Consider the following 14860-nt stretch of genomic DNA (forward strand, 5'->3'; position numbering starts at 1 on the left):
GGCAGGCGAGAAAGCTGGAGCTTCAGCTCTTCGTCATCGTGATCGTGACGCCGCGGATCTCGCCCTTCGAGTCGATCTGCACGATCTGCTTGGAACCGTTGGTCCGCAGGTTCAGGTTCGCGGCGAAGCCGGACGCCTCGACGAATACATCGATCTGCCCGCCACCCGCGGTGCCCTGCAGGTTGCCGAAGATATTGCGGCTGGCTTCGCTCCAGTTGCCGGAGATGCGGTCGCCCTGGCTGGTCACGTCGCTGGAGAGGTCGAATTTGTAGCTGTCGCTCGCGCAATGCAGGCTCTGCTTCAGCGCCATGCCGGATGCGGCGACCTTGTAGTTCGCCTTGCAGCGAATCCGTTCGGTGGTGCCGTTGGACAGTGCGACCGTCCCCGAGCCGGCCCACGAGCCAGCAAAGCCGGCGAACGGCCCGCTGGATTGGGCGTGGCCCGCGGAGACCGACAGCAAGAGTGCGGCGCCGATGCCGGCAGCCTTCAGAGCCTGACCGAAAAGACCCGAACCAGACGTATTCATCGTGAATAATCCCATCAAAATCAACGCTTCTCGTGAAAGAAAACGTCGCTCCGCACCGAAGGTTAGTGTCATCGCGGCATGTTAGGTTCAAACAGCAGCACCGGTGAGCGTGACGCTGATACGTCGCCGAACCGAATCAAAAACCGCGGACAATGCCATCGCATCTAGTTTGCACATGCCCGCTCCGCAATCACCTAACAGCCGTCGACGAGCGGCCTAAATAATCGTTCAAAATCAATAACTTATATGATGGTTTACAGCGTCGCAAATTTAGCCGCATTTAGTGGTCCTTGTCGTCGGCTCGTTGCTGCGTTACGCGGCGTCTACAATCCCCACAAATCCGTCCCGGCCTTGCCGAAGCGCTTTCGAGGACAGATTCTCTGCTGTCGGAAATGAAGGAATACGATGCGTAAATTTCTTCTGGCTCTCGCCTTGTTGTCGCTCCCGCTTTCATCGAATGCCTTCGCCCAGCAGCAGCCGCAGCGCAGCGGCACGCCCGAGGAGCAGAAGGCCTGTGCGCGCGACGTGCAGCGTCACTGCCGCGCCGTGATCGATCAGGGCGATTTCACCATTCTCGCCTGCTTGCAGCAGAACCGCACCAAGATCAGCACCGCCTGCGACCTGGTTCTGAAGAACCACGGCCAATAAGGCCGCGTTCAGGCCTCAAGGGACCGCCGCGAAGCCCATGGTCGGCACCTGCTGCCGGCCGCGGGCCGCATATGCTGGCGGTCACAGACAGCATTGGTTTTGGCGGCGTATTCCCCTATATGGGGCTCGCAATCCCAGCACGCGCGCCTGACACTTCGCGCCTGCGCCGTGCCATGACCAGTGTAGCCCAAAATTCCAATGACCACCGCGAGCGACCTGCGATCAGGAAAGACCCACCGCGACGAGAACTTCCCGGTCGCGTCATGGATCATTCATCCGCGGCATCGCGCCCTGATCCTGGCTTTCTATAATTTCGTCCGCACCGCCGACGATATCGCCGACCACGCCACGCTGCCCGCCGAGGAGAAGCTGCGCTATCTCGACCTTCTGGAGGCCGAGCTGCTTGGCAGCGGCGACACCCAGAAGGAAGCCGTCAATCTGCGCCGCGCCCTCACTGAGCGCGGGATGCCGCCCCGGCATGCGCTCGACGTGCTGGTGGCATTCCGCATGGATGTCACGAAGCTGCGCTATGAGACCTGGGACGATGTGATCGACTATTGCCGGTATTCGGCGATGCCGGTCGGGCGCTTCATGCTCGACGTGCATGGCGAGAACACGTCCACTTGGACGGCGTCGGATGCGCTGTGCGCGGGACTGCAGATCAACAACCACCTGCAGGACTGCGCCAAGGACTACAAGAACCTGAACCGCGTCTACCTGCCGCGGGATGCGCTGGCCGCATCGGGCGCGACCGTCGAGATGCTCGGCGAAGCGAAATCGCCGCCGCCATTGCTGACGTGCCTGCAGGGGCTCGCGGTGCAGACTGCTGCGCTGCTCGATGACAGCAAGTCGCTCGCGGCCGAGGTGAAGAATTTCAGGCTCGGACTCGAGATCGGCGTGATCCAGGCTTTCGCGGACAGGATCGTCAACATGCTGAAGGTGCGCGATCCGCTCAGCGAGCGCGTCCATTTGAGCCCGATCGAGCTGTTGCTGCACAGCCTCGGCGGGGTGGCGAGCGAGACCGCGCGCCGTGCGACCGGGCGGCGCTCGGCGTCCAAGACGGCGGCCGGTGCATGAGCGTCGAGGCGGCGGCCAACGCAAATTACGGAAGCACCGCGTCCGGCAGCTCGTTCTACGCCGCGATGCGCATCCTGCCGCGCGCGCAGCGCGAGGCGATGTTCCAGATCTACAGCTTCTGCCGGCAGGTCGACGACATCGCCGATTCCGACGGCCCGCGGCCGGAGCGGCTGGCCGCGCTCCAGCAATGGCGCGACGACATCGATGCGCTTTACGCCGGCAACCCGCCGCCGCGGCTTGCGGACTACGTCGCCTCGGTGAAGACCTTCGGGCTGAAACGCGAGGATTTCGTCGCGATCGTCGACGGCATGGAAATGGACGTGCCGCAGGATATCCGTGCGCCCGATCTTGCGACGCTCGATCTCTATTGCGACCGTGTCGCGAGCGCCGTGGGCCGGCTGTCGGTGCGCGTATTCGGCCTGCCCGAGGATGACGGCATCGAGCTCGCCCATCACCTCGGCCGCGCGCTGCAGCTCACCAACATCCTGCGCGACATCGACGAGGATGCCGGTCTCGGCCGCCTCTATCTGCCGCGCGAATGGCTGTGGCACGCCGGCATCACCAACAACGATCCGGCCCGCGTCACCGCTGACCGGGCGCTGCCGAAGGTGTGCGTGCCGCTCGCCGAGCGCGCCAAGATGCACTTCCAGAAGGCGGACGAGATCATGAAGCGCAATTCGCGCCGCGCCGTGCGCGCGCCGCGGATCATGTCGAAATACTACCGCGCTATCCTCGATCTGCTGATTGCGCGCGGCTTTGCCGCCCCGCGCGCGCCGGTCCGTGTGTCCAAGGCCGCCAAGATCGGCATCCTTCTTCGTTACGCGATCATCTGATGCAAAAGACCGTTCATATCATCGGCGCCGGCATCTCCGGCCTGTCAGCGGCCGTGCGGCTCGCCAATGCCGGTTACAGGGTGGCTGTCCATGAAGCGACGCAGCAGGCCGGCGGCCGCTGCCGCTCCTATTTCGACGCTGCAACCAATCTCACCATCGACAACGGCAACCATCTCCTGCTGTCGGGCAACAGTCATGCGCTGAGCTACGCGCGCTCGATCGGCACCGAGGCCGGACTCGTCGGACCGAAACGCGCGCAGTTTCCGTTCGTCGACCTCTCGACCGGCCGGCGCTGGCAGCTCGACCTCGGCGAGTCCCGGCTGCCGCTCTGGGTGTTCGACGAGGCGCGCCGCGTCCCCGATACGAGCCTGCGCGATTATCTCGCACTGGCGCCGCTGGCCTGGGCAGGTACCGAGGCGCTGGTCGGCAACACCATCCCCTGTAAGGGCACACTGTATGACCGTCTGGTGCAGCCGTTGCTGCTGGCTGCGCTCAACGTCGATCCCCCGGAAGGCTCGGCCGGGCTCGCCGGCGCCATCGTGCGCGAGACGCTGCTGGCGGGCGGGCAGGCCTGCCGTCCGCTGATCGCGCGCGACGGCCTGAGCTCGGTGCTGATCGAGCCCGCCGTGAAGCTGCTGCAGGAGCGAGGCAACAGCGTCCAGTTCAGCCATGAGCTGCGCGCGCTCGGCATGTCCGGCGATCACGTCGGCGAGCTCGACTTCGGCGGCGGCGACAAGCTCGCGCTCGCGGCCGACGATGCTGTCGTGGTCGCGGTGCCGCCGCGCGCCGCCGCGGCGCTGCTGCCCGGCCTCAAGACGCCTTCGAAATTCCGCGCCATCGTGAACGCGCATTTCCGCATCGATCCGCCGAGCGATGCTGTGCCCATTCTCGGTGTCGTCGGCGGGCTCGTCGAATGGCTGTTCGCGTTCCCGCAGCGGCTGTCGGTGACGATCAGCAACGGCGACCGCCTGGTCGACATGCCCCGCGAGGAGCTCGCGCAGGCGATCTGGCGGGATATCTGCAAGGCGTCCGGCGTTTCCGGCGCATTGCCGCCCTGGCAGATCGTGCGCGAGCGCCGCGCCACATTTGAGGCGACCCCGGAGCAGAATGCCCTGCGTCCGGGGCCTGCGACTGCGCAAAGAAACCTGTTCCTTGCGGGCGACTGGACTGCTACCGGGTTGCCGGCAACCATCGAGGGATCGGTGCGGTCGGGGGATCGCGCCGCCGATCTGGTTCTTGCCACGCGCTAGATTTGACCTGTTGTAGCGGCTTTCGACCCTTCGTGAGCGGGGCCGCGATGAAGAGGATATCGAGCGAAATGCTTTCGAGAGATCACAGCATCACAGTCGACCCGGTCGCGCTGCAGAACAGCATCTCCAGGGCGACAGAGGCGTTGCTCGGTCATCGCCAGTCCGACGGACACTGGGTGTTCGAGCTGGAGGCCGACAGCACCATTCCGGCCGAATACATTCTGTTGCGCCACTATCTCGGCGAACCCGTCGACGCCGAGCTCGAAGCCAAGATCGCCAACTATCTGCGCCGCGTGCAGGGCGCACACGGCGGTTGGCCGCTGGTGCACGATGGCCCGTTCGACATGAGCGCCAGTGTGAAGTCGTACTTCGCGTTGAAGATGATCGGCGATTCCGTCGATGCGCCGCACATGGTGCGGGCGCGCGAAGCGATCCGTTCGCGCGGTGGCGCGGCGGGCAGCAACGTCTTCACGCGCTTCCTGCTCGCGCTGTTCGGCGTCATGAGCTGGCGCGCAACGCCGGTATTGCCGGTCGAGATCATGCTGCTGCCGATGTGGTCGCCCTTCCACATCAACAAGATCTCCTACTGGGCGCGCACCACCATGGTGCCGCTGATGGTGCTCGCCGCGCTGAAGCCGCGTGCAAAGAATCCGAAGGGCGTCGGCATCGACGAATTATTCCTCGAGGATCCGCAATCGGTCCGCATGGCGCCGAAGGCGCCGCACCAGAGCGCGTCCTGGTTCTATCTGTTCCGATCGCTCGACGCGGTGCTGCGCGTGGTCGAGCCGATGTTTCCGAAGAGCCTGCGCCGGCGCGCGATCGACGCCGCGCTCGCCTTCACCGAGGAGCGGCTGAACGGCGAAGACGGCATGGGCGCGATCTATCCGCCGATGGCCAACATCATCATGATGTACGACGCGCTCGGCAAGGACGAACACTATCCGCCGCGCGCCACCACGCGCCGTGGGCTCGACAAGTTGCTCGTGATCGGCGAGCACGAAGCCTATTGCCAGCCGTGCGTTTCGCCGGTGTGGGATAGCGCTCTGGCCTGCCACGCGCTCGAGGAGGTGGGCGGCGAGGACACCTTTGCCAAGGCGAAGCAGGGACTCGACTGGCTGAAGCCGCGCCAGGTGCTCGAGCTGAAGGGCGATTGGGCGGTGAAGGCGCCGAACGTTCGTCCCGGCGGCTGGGCGTTCCAGTACAACAACGACCATTATCCGGATCTCGACGACACAGCCGTGGTCGTGATGGCGATGGACCGCGCGCGGCGGCACACGGGGACCAAGGAATACGACGCGGCGATCGCGCGCGGCCGCGAATGGATCGAGGGGCTGCAGAGCCGCGACGGCGGGTGGGCTGCATTCGACGTCAACAACCTCGAATACTACCTCAACAACATCCCGTTCTCCGATCACGGCGCGCTGCTCGATCCGCCGACCGAGGATGTCACCGCGCGCTGCATTTCGATGCTGGGGCAGCTTGGCGAGACGGTAGAGACCAGCAAGGCGATGGCCGACGGCGTCGCCTATCTGCGCCGGACCCAGCTCGCGGAAGGGTCTTGGTACGGCCGCTGGGGACTGAACTACATCTACGGCACCTGGTCGGTATTATCCGCGCTAAATGTCGCAGGCATCGATCGCAACGATCCGATGATTCGAAAGGCGGTCGACTGGCTGGTGTCTGTCCAGAATCAGGACGGTGGCTGGGGCGAGGACGCCGTCAGCTACCGGCTGGATTACAAGGGCTATGAGATCGCGCCGTCCACATCCTCGCAAACGGCATGGGCTTTGCTTGGACTGATGGCGGCCGGAGAAGTCGAAAATCCGGCCGTTGCCCGCGGGGTGGAGTACCTAAAGGCAACACAGACGGAAAAAGGACTCTGGGACGAGCAGCGATACACAGCTACGGGGTTTCCGCGCGTATTTTACTTGCGATATCATGGCTACTCGAAATTCTTTCCGCTCTGGGCAATGGCGCGGTATCGGAATTTGAGAAGCACCAATAGCAGGGTGGTAGGGGTCGGAATGTGATTTTGGGGGCGGGGGCCGCCGGAACCGTGGGCAGCAGAATTGATCCTCGGCCGGTATTGATTGTGACTGGATTGGTGCAGGAGGCCCGCATTGCGGCGGGTCCCGGCATGATCGTGATCTGCAGTTCCAGCGATCCGCAGCAACTGCGCGCATTGCTGGCGACACTGGATCCAACGACATTCCGCGGCGTGATTTCGTTCGGCGTGGCCGGCGGGCTCGATCCGTCGCTCAAATCGGGCGACGTCGTGGTCGCGACCGAGGTGATGTCCGGCGATACGCGCTTCCTGGCGGCGTCCGCGCTGAACGAGGAGATGATCGCCAGCGCCGCGCTGAAGCGCCGCAGGATCGTGCGCGGTGGGCTCGCAGGCGTGGAGCAGGTCGTCGTGGCTCGGGCCTGCAAGGCCGCGCTACGCTCGATCACAGGGGCGGCCGCGGTCGACATGGAGAGCCATATCGCTGCGGCCTATGCCGATAGGGCGGGCATTCCATTTGCCGCGCTGCGCGTGATCAGTGATCCGGCCCACCGGGCGCTGCCCGAACTGGCCAAGTCCGCGGTGAAGCCGAACGGCGATATCGACCTGCGCAAGGTGCTGCGCGGCATCGTGCGCAATCCGCGGACGCTGCGCGCGCTGGTGTCGACGGGGATCGACTTCAACCGCGCGTTGCGCTCGCTGCGCGGTTGCCGCGGCTTCCTGCTCGGAAACGACGTGCTGGCTCCGGTGGAGGACGTTCTGATTACGGCGAAGGCGGCCTGATTTCCGTCGCAGGCTGGACGGTTCCGCGCCGGATCACGCTCAAGAGCATCAAAAGCAAAAGGCCCGATCGCATCGCGACCGGGCCTTTTTTGATGCTCGGCTCAGCGCGCGGTTTACGCGGCCGTGGAGGCCTTCTGCGCGGCAGCCGCGGCTTTTTGCTGGGCAGCGAGCGCCTCGTCGCGACGGATCTCCGAGAGCTTCTTCTGGACCTGCTCCGAGAAGATATACTGGGCCGGACGCTGCTTGGAGAGGTCGATCTCGGGCGCCATCGGGCCGGTGGTCCTGATGCCGCGCAGCGCCACCCACATCGCCTTCAGCGGGTTGCTCAGCGCCGCAGTGGCGGCGGTGGGCTCGTAGCCGCAATGCGCCATGCAGTTGGCGCACTTCTCGTACTTGCCGGTGCCGTAGGAATCCCAGTCGGTGGTCTCCATCAGCTCCTTGAAGGTCTTGGCGTAGCCTTCGCCGAGCAGGTAGCAGGGCTTCTGCCAGCCGAAGATGTTGCGCGCCGGCATGCCCCAAGGCGTGCATTCGTAGGACTGGTTGCCGGCGAGGAAGTCGAGGAACAGGCCGGAGTGCATGAAGTTCCACTTCTTGCCCTTGCCGAGCGCAAAGACGTCGCGGAACAGCTTCTTGGTCTTGGTGCGGTTGAGGAAGTGCTCCTGGTCGGGCGCACGCTCATAGGCATAGCCCGGCGACATCGAGACGCCGACGCCGAGCTCGGTGGTGAAGTCGAGGAACTTGGCGATCTCCTCGGCCGGATGGCCGTCGAAGATCGTGGCGTTGACGTTGACGGTGAAGCCGCGGGCCTTCGCCGCCTTGATCGCGGAGACGGCGCGGTCGAACACGCCCTTCTGCGACACCGCCTTGTCGTGGTGGTCCTTCAGGCCGTCGAGATGCACCGAGAAGAACAAATAGGGCGACGGCTCGAACAGATCGAGCTTCTTCTCCAGCAGTAGCGCGTTGGTGCACAGCGAGACGAACTTCTTGCGCGCGACGAGGCCGCGCACGATTTCGCCGATCTCCTTGTGGATCAGCGGTTCGCCGCCGGGAATCGCCACCATCGGCGCGCCGCATTCGTCGGCCGCGTCCCAGCATTCCTGTGCGGTCATGCGACGGTTGAGGATCGCATCCGGATAATCGATCTTGCCGCAGCCGACGCAGGCGAGGTTGCAGCGGAACAGCGGCTCCAGCATCAGCACGAGCGGATAACGCTTGCGGCCAAGCAGCTTCTGCTTCATCAGGTAGCCGCCGATACGGATTTCCTTGAAGAACGGTATAGCCATTAGACGGTTTTCTTTCTGGACTTTACGTAAGGTGTATTTCGATCAGCCTGCAGTTAGTTCGGCTGGTAGCCGGAATTCGATGTTCTCTTCCCGGCCCGGGAGCACCGAGACCGTAACCGGTCCGATTTGCCTCAGGGCCTCGATCACGTCGTCGACCAGAACTTCGGGCGCCGAGGCGCCCGCCGTAATGCCGACGGCCTTCGCATCCTTCAGCCAATCCGGGTTGAGCTCGCTTCCATCGGCAATAAGGTAACTCGCGACGCCGACCTCGGTGCCGATTTCGCGAAGCCTGTTTGAATTGGAACTATTGGCAGCCCCCACCACCAATATGACGTCGACGAGTTTGCTCAGGTCCCTTACCGCAGATTGGCGGTTCTGTGTCGCATAGCAGATATCCCGGATGTCTGGGCCTTGAATATCTGTAAATTTTGCCTGAAGAGCCGTGATTATGTCCTTGGTGTCGTCGACGGACAGGGTGGTCTGCGTGATGTACGCTACCGGAGTACCGGCCGGCAGGGTCAGTTCCGCCACGTCCTCGACGCTCTGGATCAGGAAAACCGGCCCGGGAACTTGCCCCATGGTTCCCTCGACCTCGGGGTGGCCGGCATGGCCGATCAGGATCAGGGTGCGGCCCTTGGCGATGTAGCGCTTGCCCTGGTTGTGGACCTTGGTGACGAGCGGGCAGGTGGCATTGAGCACCGGCAGGTCGCGGGCCTCAGCCTCTTCTTCGACGCTCCTGGCCACGCCATGGGCGCTGAACACGGTCACCGACTTGGGCGGCACTTCCGACAGGTCTTCGACGAAGATCGCGCCCTTCTTCTTCAGGCTTTCGACCACGTGCTTGTTGTGAACGATCTCGTGGCGGACATAGACCGGCGGGCCATACTTCTCGAGCGCACGTTCCACGATCTCGATGGCACGCACGACGCCCGCGCAAAAGCCGCGCGGCTGGGCAAGAAAAACTTCCATAGGACGTCCGTTACGCAAATTGCACCCGTCTTATTCAATGCCGTTGCGGCATTTTCGACGCCGCACTCCACCCCGCCGGACATCGGCAACGCGGATTGCAACATCCGAACCAACGCAGTTCCTGCACTTAATCCACGTCCCAAGCACATGGAAGTACAAGGCTTTGTGTCAAAAACTAAGCGCCCCGAAAAGGGACGCCATCTGTGAGGAAGGTCACTTTGAGGTATTATGGTAACCGCAGTCCTTCCTTGCGAACGTCCGTCCGCTCACTTGTTCGTCACTTTATCGCCCATCGAGGCGGTTTATACCGGCGGCTCGTAGCCGTGTGTGCTGTTCGGTACTCCTCGCCGTCGTGTCGAGGAAGATGACCAAAACAACATTAGATCGGCTCCGGGAACTCCGCTAGACAGCGGGCGTTTTCGGCCATGCTTCCCGAGATTAGAAAGATACGAAGTGCTGACAAATATTGTCGTCTCCGTTGTTCGGACGTGTACGCGTTTTGCCCTTCCTGTTGTCATTTTCGCTCTGCTCCTGTCGGTCGGCGCCGGCTACTACACGGCCCGGAATTTTTCGATCAACACCGACATCAACAAGCTGATCTCGCCCGACCTGGACTGGCGCAAGCGCGACAATCAGTTCGAGCAAGCCTTTGACCGCGAGCGGCTGATTCTTGCCGTCGTCGAGGCTGCGACGCCAGAACTGACGAGCTCTGCGGCGAAGGCGCTCGCCGACAAACTGATCGCCGACAAGAAGAACTTCGAGGCGGTGACGCCGCTCGGCTCCGGCGAATTCTTCGAGAAGAACGGGCTCCTGTTCCTGCCGACCGAGGAGGTCGGCAAGACGACCGGCCAGCTCGAACAGGCGGCACCCCTGATCGAGATCATGGCGGGCGATCCCTCGATCCGTGGCCTGACCGGTGCGCTCGAAACCGGCCTTGCCGGCGTCAAGCGCGGGCAGGTCAAACTCGACAACACCGCACGTCCCTTCAACCAGATCGCCGAGACCGTCGAGACCATCCTCGCCAAGGGTGACGCCACCTTCTCCTGGCGCGAGCTCACTAGCGACAAGCCGCTGACCGATTCCGACAAACGTGCGTTCATCGAGATCAAGCCGATCATCGATTATTCGGCGCTGGAGCCTGGGAAGGCCGCAACCGATGCGATCCGGCAGGCGGCGGCCGACCTGAAATTCCCGACCGAATATCACGCGCGCGTCCGGCTCACCGGACCGGTGCCGATCGCCAACGAGGAATATGCCACGGTGCAGGACGGCGCGATCGTCAACGGCATCGGCACCGTGCTGATCGTGCTGGTCATCCTCTGGTTGGCGCTGCATTCCGGCAAGATCATCTTCGCCGTGTTCGTGAACCTGTTCATCGGCCTTGCCATCACCACGGCGGTCGGCCTGATGATGGTGGGGTCGCTGAACCTGCTCTCGATCGCCTTTGCGGTGCTGTTCGTCGGCCTCGGCGTCGACTTCGGTATTCAGTTCAGCGTCCGCTACCGCTCCGAGCGCTTCAAGAACGACAATCTGACGCTGGCGCTGGAAAACGCGGCGCGCCGTTCGGCGGTGCCACTGTCGCTCGCGGCGATGGCGACCGCGGCCGGATTCCTCTGCTTCCTGCCGACCGATTACCGGGGCATCTCCGAGCTCGGAAAGATCGCCGGCGCCGGCATGCTGGTGGCGTTCGTCTCGAGCATCACGGTGCTGCCGGCGCTGCTCGATCTGCTCAATCCGCCGGGCGAGAGAGAGCCGGTCGGCTATGCCTTCCTCGCTCCGGTCGACGACTTCCTTGAGAAGCATCGCATCCCGATCATCGTTGGCACGCTGCTGGTCGCGCTCGCGGGCATGCCACTGCTCCAGTACATGAAGTTCGACTTCAACCCGATCAATCTGCGTAGTTCCAAGGTGGAGTCGATCGCGACCTTTCTCGATCTCAGGAAGGATCCGAACACGGGCGCCAATGCCATCAACGTGATGACGAACTCGGAGGCCGACGCCAAGAAGATCGAGGCGAAGCTCGAGAAGCTGCCGGAGGTGGCGCGCGTGATGTCGCTCGACAGCTTCGTGCCGGATGACCAGCCGGCCAAGCTGCAGCTGATCGCGCAGGCCGCGAAGGTGCTGGGTCCGGCGCTCAACCCCGAATCGATCGATCCGGCGCCCTCCGATCAGGAAAACGTCGAGTCGCTGAAGAGTTCGGTCGACAGCCTGCGCAAGACGGCGGGCGACAACAAGGGGCCGGGCGGCGTTGCCGCGCGTCGCCTGGCCGACGCTTTGCAGAAGCTCGCCGATTCGAACCAAGCGACCCGCGACAAGGCGCAGGACATCTTCGTCGCACCGATGAAGATCGTGTTCGATCAGCTCAGGAACACGCTGCAAGCGCAGACGGTCACGCTGCAGAACCTGCCGCCGGAGCTGGTGGCGAGCTGGAAGACCAAGGACGGCCTGATGCGCGTCGAGGCGGAGCCGAAGGGTGATCCGAACGACAATGACAATCTGCGCCGCTTCGCCGATGCCGTGCTCGCCGCCGCACCGACCGCGATCGGTGGACCGGTCTCGATCCTGAAATCCGGCGATGTCGTCGTGAAGGCGTTCATCCACGCCGGCATTTGGGCGCTGTTGGTGATCAGCCTGCTGCTGTGGTTGACGCTGCGGCGGGTGACGGACGTGTTGCTGACATTGGTGCCGCTGCTGCTCGCCGGCGTCGTGACCCTGGAAATCTGCGTGCTGATCGGCCTGCCGCTCAACTTCGCCAACATCGTCGCGTTGCCGCTGCTGCTTGGCGTGGGCGTCGCCTTCAAGATCTACTATGTCACTGCGTGGCGGCAGGGCAGGACGAAACTGCTGCAGTCGAGCCTGACGCGCGCGATCTTTTTCAGCGCGCTGACCACGGCAACAGCGTTCGGCAGCCTCTGGCTATCCAGTCATCCTGGGACTGCGAGCATGGGCAAGCTGCTGGCGTTGTCGCTGGTCACCACGCTCGCTGCGGTGCTGCTGTTCCAACCCGCGCTGATGGGCAAGCCGCGCGAGGTCGCGAAGGACTCGGATATCGGCAACGACGTCACCTGATGCATTGGCGGTCTGCTGCTGATCCGGCTCGGTCGCAAGCGCCACCGGGCCGGTCGGTCTCGTCGCGTGCGGTTATGCTGGCATCCCGCCACCAGTGAGCACAGGCAAGCTGCTTGTGCTCTCGCTTGCGACTGTGCTGCTGTGTTGCAGGCTGCGCTGACGCGTCTGTCGCCGGCGCTACTGCGTCGGGTGCGCAATGTCGGGAAGCAGACAGATGTCGCCGACGGTGTCACCAGGCGCACCTGGCACGTTGGCGGCTTGCTTCTGACCCGGCTTGGTACCATGCGCCACCGAGCCTGTGGTCTTTGGCGGTACCGCCGATTTGGGGGCTGCGCCCTTCGGCGGATTGCTGGCGGTGCTCACTGGAATCGGCGGACCGACGCGGGTCCAGGTCTGGCCGCCGCAGAGGAAGCCGAGCACGCAGCCCTGGATCTCGAGCTGATCGGTGCCGACAGGCTTGATCGTCGCGCTGTAGAGCTGGCCGTCCTTGGCGTTATAGACTTGGCCTTCCCACGCATCGGCGCCGGGCTTCTTCTTCATGTCGATCAGGATCGGCATGCCGAGCGTCGGCCGGGTCTGCTTTGCGGGATCAGGATTGTTCTTATCCTTGCCGCCGGGGGTTTTTTCCCAGACAACTGCACCCCACATGTTGCCATTACATTGGGCGACGCGGATGTTCGCGAAGCCGTCCGCGTCTTTCCAGTCACCGGTAGGATCCGCAGCCAAGGCCGGTGTTAATACGGTGGCCAAAAATAAACCTGAACAGGCTATTGTACGCGCGAAAGTTCTTGGGCAGTGCAACATGGTCCAAACCTGTGCTTAACTGGACGATCAGAGCGGGGGGCAAAACGCCGCTATGGAGCGTTTTAAGTTGACGAGATGGCCATCAACCGACGTATGTAACGAATGGTAAGTTCCAATTTAGACGTTTCCGAGATTTTTGTGGAGCGCGAGGGGCAGCGCGGTGCCATGCATACCCGACACCTCAACGAGCAGCTCGTTCGCGTTCTCAAGACCATCGGCTATGATGTCGGCTTCCAGAGGGGGCAAGGTCAATATCTCTTCGATCGTCAGGGGGCCCGCTATCTCGATCTATTGAGCGGATTTGGCGTTTTTGCGATTGGCCGCAATCATCCGGCGTTGCGCAAGGCGCTGAAAAGCGTGCTCGATGCCGATCTGCCGAATCTGGTGCAACTCGACGTCTCCACGCTCGCCGGCGTGCTGGCGGAACGGCTGCTGGAACATGTTCCATATCTGGACAAGGTGTTTTTCGCCAATTCCGGCGCTGAAACCGTCGAGGCCGCGATCAAGTTCGCGCGCAGCGCGACCGGCCGGCCCGGGATCGTCTACTGCTCGCATTCGTTTCATGGCCTGTCATATGGCGCGCTCTCGCTGACGGATGACACGAACTTCCGCACCGGTTTCGAACCGCTGCTGCCGGGCTGCACGCCGATCCCGTTCAACGATCTCGAAGCGCTCGAAAGGGCTTTGTCGTCGCGACAAGTCGGCGCGTTCATCGTCGAGCCGATCCAGGGCAAGGGCGTCAACCTGCCCACCGACGAGTTCCTGCCCGGCGCGCTGGCGCTGTGCCGCAAATACGGCACGCTGTTTATCGCCGACGAGATCCAGACCGGCATCGCCCGCACCGGAAAATTCCTCGCGATCGAGCATTGGGGCATCGAGCCCGACATGGTGCTGCTGGCGAAGGCGCTCTCCGGCGGTCACGTGCCGATCGGCGCGCTGCTGACGCGCAAGAACATCTTCGACAAGATCTTCAACCAGATGGATCGCGCGGTCGTGCATGGCTCGACTTTTGCGAAGAACGATCTGGCGATGGCTGCCGGCATCGCGACGCTCGAGGTCATCAAGGCCGAGAAGCTGGTCGAGCAGGCCGCCAAGCGCGGCGCCGAGCTCCGCCTCGCGCTGACGCGGATGGTGCCCGGTTATGAACTGATGAAGGAAGTCCGCGGCAAGGGCCTGATGATCGGTGTCGAGTTCGGCCCGCCGAAATCGCTCAAGCTGAAGGCGTCGTGGAATCTGCTGGAGACCGCCAACAAGGGCCTGTTCTGCCAGCTTATCACGGTGCCGCTGTTCAAAGACTACAAGATCCTGACCCAGGTCGCTGGCCACGGCAGCCACACCATCAAGTTGCTGCCGCCGCTCGTTATCACCGAAGAGGACTGCACCTGGATCGAAAAGGCGTTCGACGAGGTGATCGCCGGCAGCCACAAGGTGCCCGGCGCGATCTGGTCGCTTGGCAAGACGCTGGTCGACAACGCGGTGCGCAAGTCGGCGTAAGCCCGAAGACTTGGTAGCCCGGATGGAGCGAAGCTCGCGTGGGGCGGGTTAGGCGAAGCCGTAACCCGCCACTTGCTTGCGACAGAGCCGGCGGATTACGTCTCCGGCTAATCGGCCCTACG

At 63.3% G+C, this 14860-nt stretch carries 12 protein-coding genes; 8 read left to right on the forward strand and 4 right to left on the reverse strand.

All coding sequences use genetic code 11. The annotated features are described in order from the left end of the window. Positions 1-22: 22 nt before the first annotated feature. Positions 23-526 carry a hypothetical protein gene (locus MTX23_RS12165; protein WP_280976878.1) on the reverse strand — a complete coding sequence of 168 codons (504 nt, stop codon included), beginning with the start codon at positions 524-526 and terminating at the stop codon, positions 23-25. 405 nt (positions 527-931) lie between these two features. Between MTX23_RS12165 and MTX23_RS12170 the strand changes: the two genes are divergently transcribed. The 6 genes from MTX23_RS12170 (at position 932) to MTX23_RS12195 (ending at position 7119) form a co-directional block, all read left to right on the forward strand. Next, on the forward strand, positions 932-1174 hold the full coding sequence (locus tag MTX23_RS12170) for a hypothetical protein (protein WP_280976879.1): 243 nt from the start codon (positions 932-934) through the stop codon (positions 1172-1174). Between the two features lie 198 nt (positions 1175-1372). Then, positions 1373-2251 carry a squalene synthase HpnC gene (gene hpnC, locus MTX23_RS12175; RefSeq protein ID WP_280976880.1) on the forward strand — a complete coding sequence of 293 codons (879 nt, stop codon included), beginning with the start codon at positions 1373-1375 and terminating at the stop codon, positions 2249-2251. Next, entirely contained in the window at positions 2248-3084 is an 837-nt protein-coding gene (hpnD, locus tag MTX23_RS12180; RefSeq protein ID WP_280976882.1) for a presqualene diphosphate synthase HpnD, read from the forward strand. Before hpnC ends, hpnD begins: the two co-directional genes overlap by 4 nt. Then, positions 3084-4334, forward strand: a complete 1251-nt coding sequence (gene hpnE, locus MTX23_RS12185) for a hydroxysqualene dehydroxylase HpnE (protein WP_280976883.1) — start codon at positions 3084-3086, stop codon at positions 4332-4334. The genes hpnD and hpnE overlap by 1 nt, the downstream gene beginning before the upstream one ends. Before the next feature lie 68 nt (positions 4335-4402). Further along, positions 4403-6364, forward strand: coding sequence for a squalene--hopene cyclase (gene shc / locus MTX23_RS12190; RefSeq protein WP_280976884.1), 1962 nt, complete (start codon positions 4403-4405; stop codon positions 6362-6364). A 71-nt stretch (positions 6365-6435) separates the two neighbouring features. Beyond that, on the forward strand, positions 6436-7119 hold the full coding sequence (locus MTX23_RS12195; protein ID WP_280978055.1) for a phosphorylase: 684 nt from the start codon (positions 6436-6438) through the stop codon (positions 7117-7119). A gap of 113 nt (positions 7120-7232) precedes the next feature. Here MTX23_RS12195 and hpnH read toward each other — a convergent pair whose 3' ends face one another. Next, positions 7233-8402, reverse strand: a complete 1170-nt coding sequence (hpnH, locus tag MTX23_RS12200) for an adenosyl-hopene transferase HpnH (protein ID WP_280976885.1) — start codon at positions 8400-8402, stop codon at positions 7233-7235. Positions 8403-8444: 42 nt separating this feature from the next. After that, positions 8445-9371: a 4-hydroxy-3-methylbut-2-enyl diphosphate reductase gene (gene ispH, locus MTX23_RS12205; RefSeq protein WP_280976886.1), complete on the reverse strand. Its 927-nt coding sequence runs from the start codon at positions 9369-9371 to the stop codon at positions 8445-8447. A 453-nt stretch (positions 9372-9824) separates the two neighbouring features. Between ispH and MTX23_RS12210 the strand changes: the two genes are divergently transcribed. Next, on the forward strand, positions 9825-12440 hold the full coding sequence (locus MTX23_RS12210) for an MMPL family transporter (RefSeq protein WP_280976887.1): 2616 nt from the start codon (positions 9825-9827) through the stop codon (positions 12438-12440). 177 nt (positions 12441-12617) lie between these two features. On the opposite strand, the gene MTX23_RS12215 is transcribed toward MTX23_RS12210, so the two are convergent. Continuing rightward, positions 12618-13244, reverse strand: a complete 627-nt coding sequence (locus MTX23_RS12215) for a DUF2147 domain-containing protein (protein WP_280976888.1) — start codon at positions 13242-13244, stop codon at positions 12618-12620. 102 nt (positions 13245-13346) lie between these two features. Here MTX23_RS12215 and hpnO point away from each other — a divergent pair, with 102 nt between their 5' ends. Further along, complete coding sequence (hpnO, locus tag MTX23_RS12220) at positions 13347-14738, forward strand: aminobacteriohopanetriol synthase HpnO (RefSeq protein WP_280976889.1); 1392 nt, start codon at positions 13347-13349, stop codon at positions 14736-14738. Positions 14739-14860: the final 122 nt, after the last annotated feature.

Source organism: Bradyrhizobium sp. ISRA436 (assembly GCF_029910015.1).
Lineage (GTDB): Bacteria > Pseudomonadota > Alphaproteobacteria > Rhizobiales > Xanthobacteraceae > Bradyrhizobium.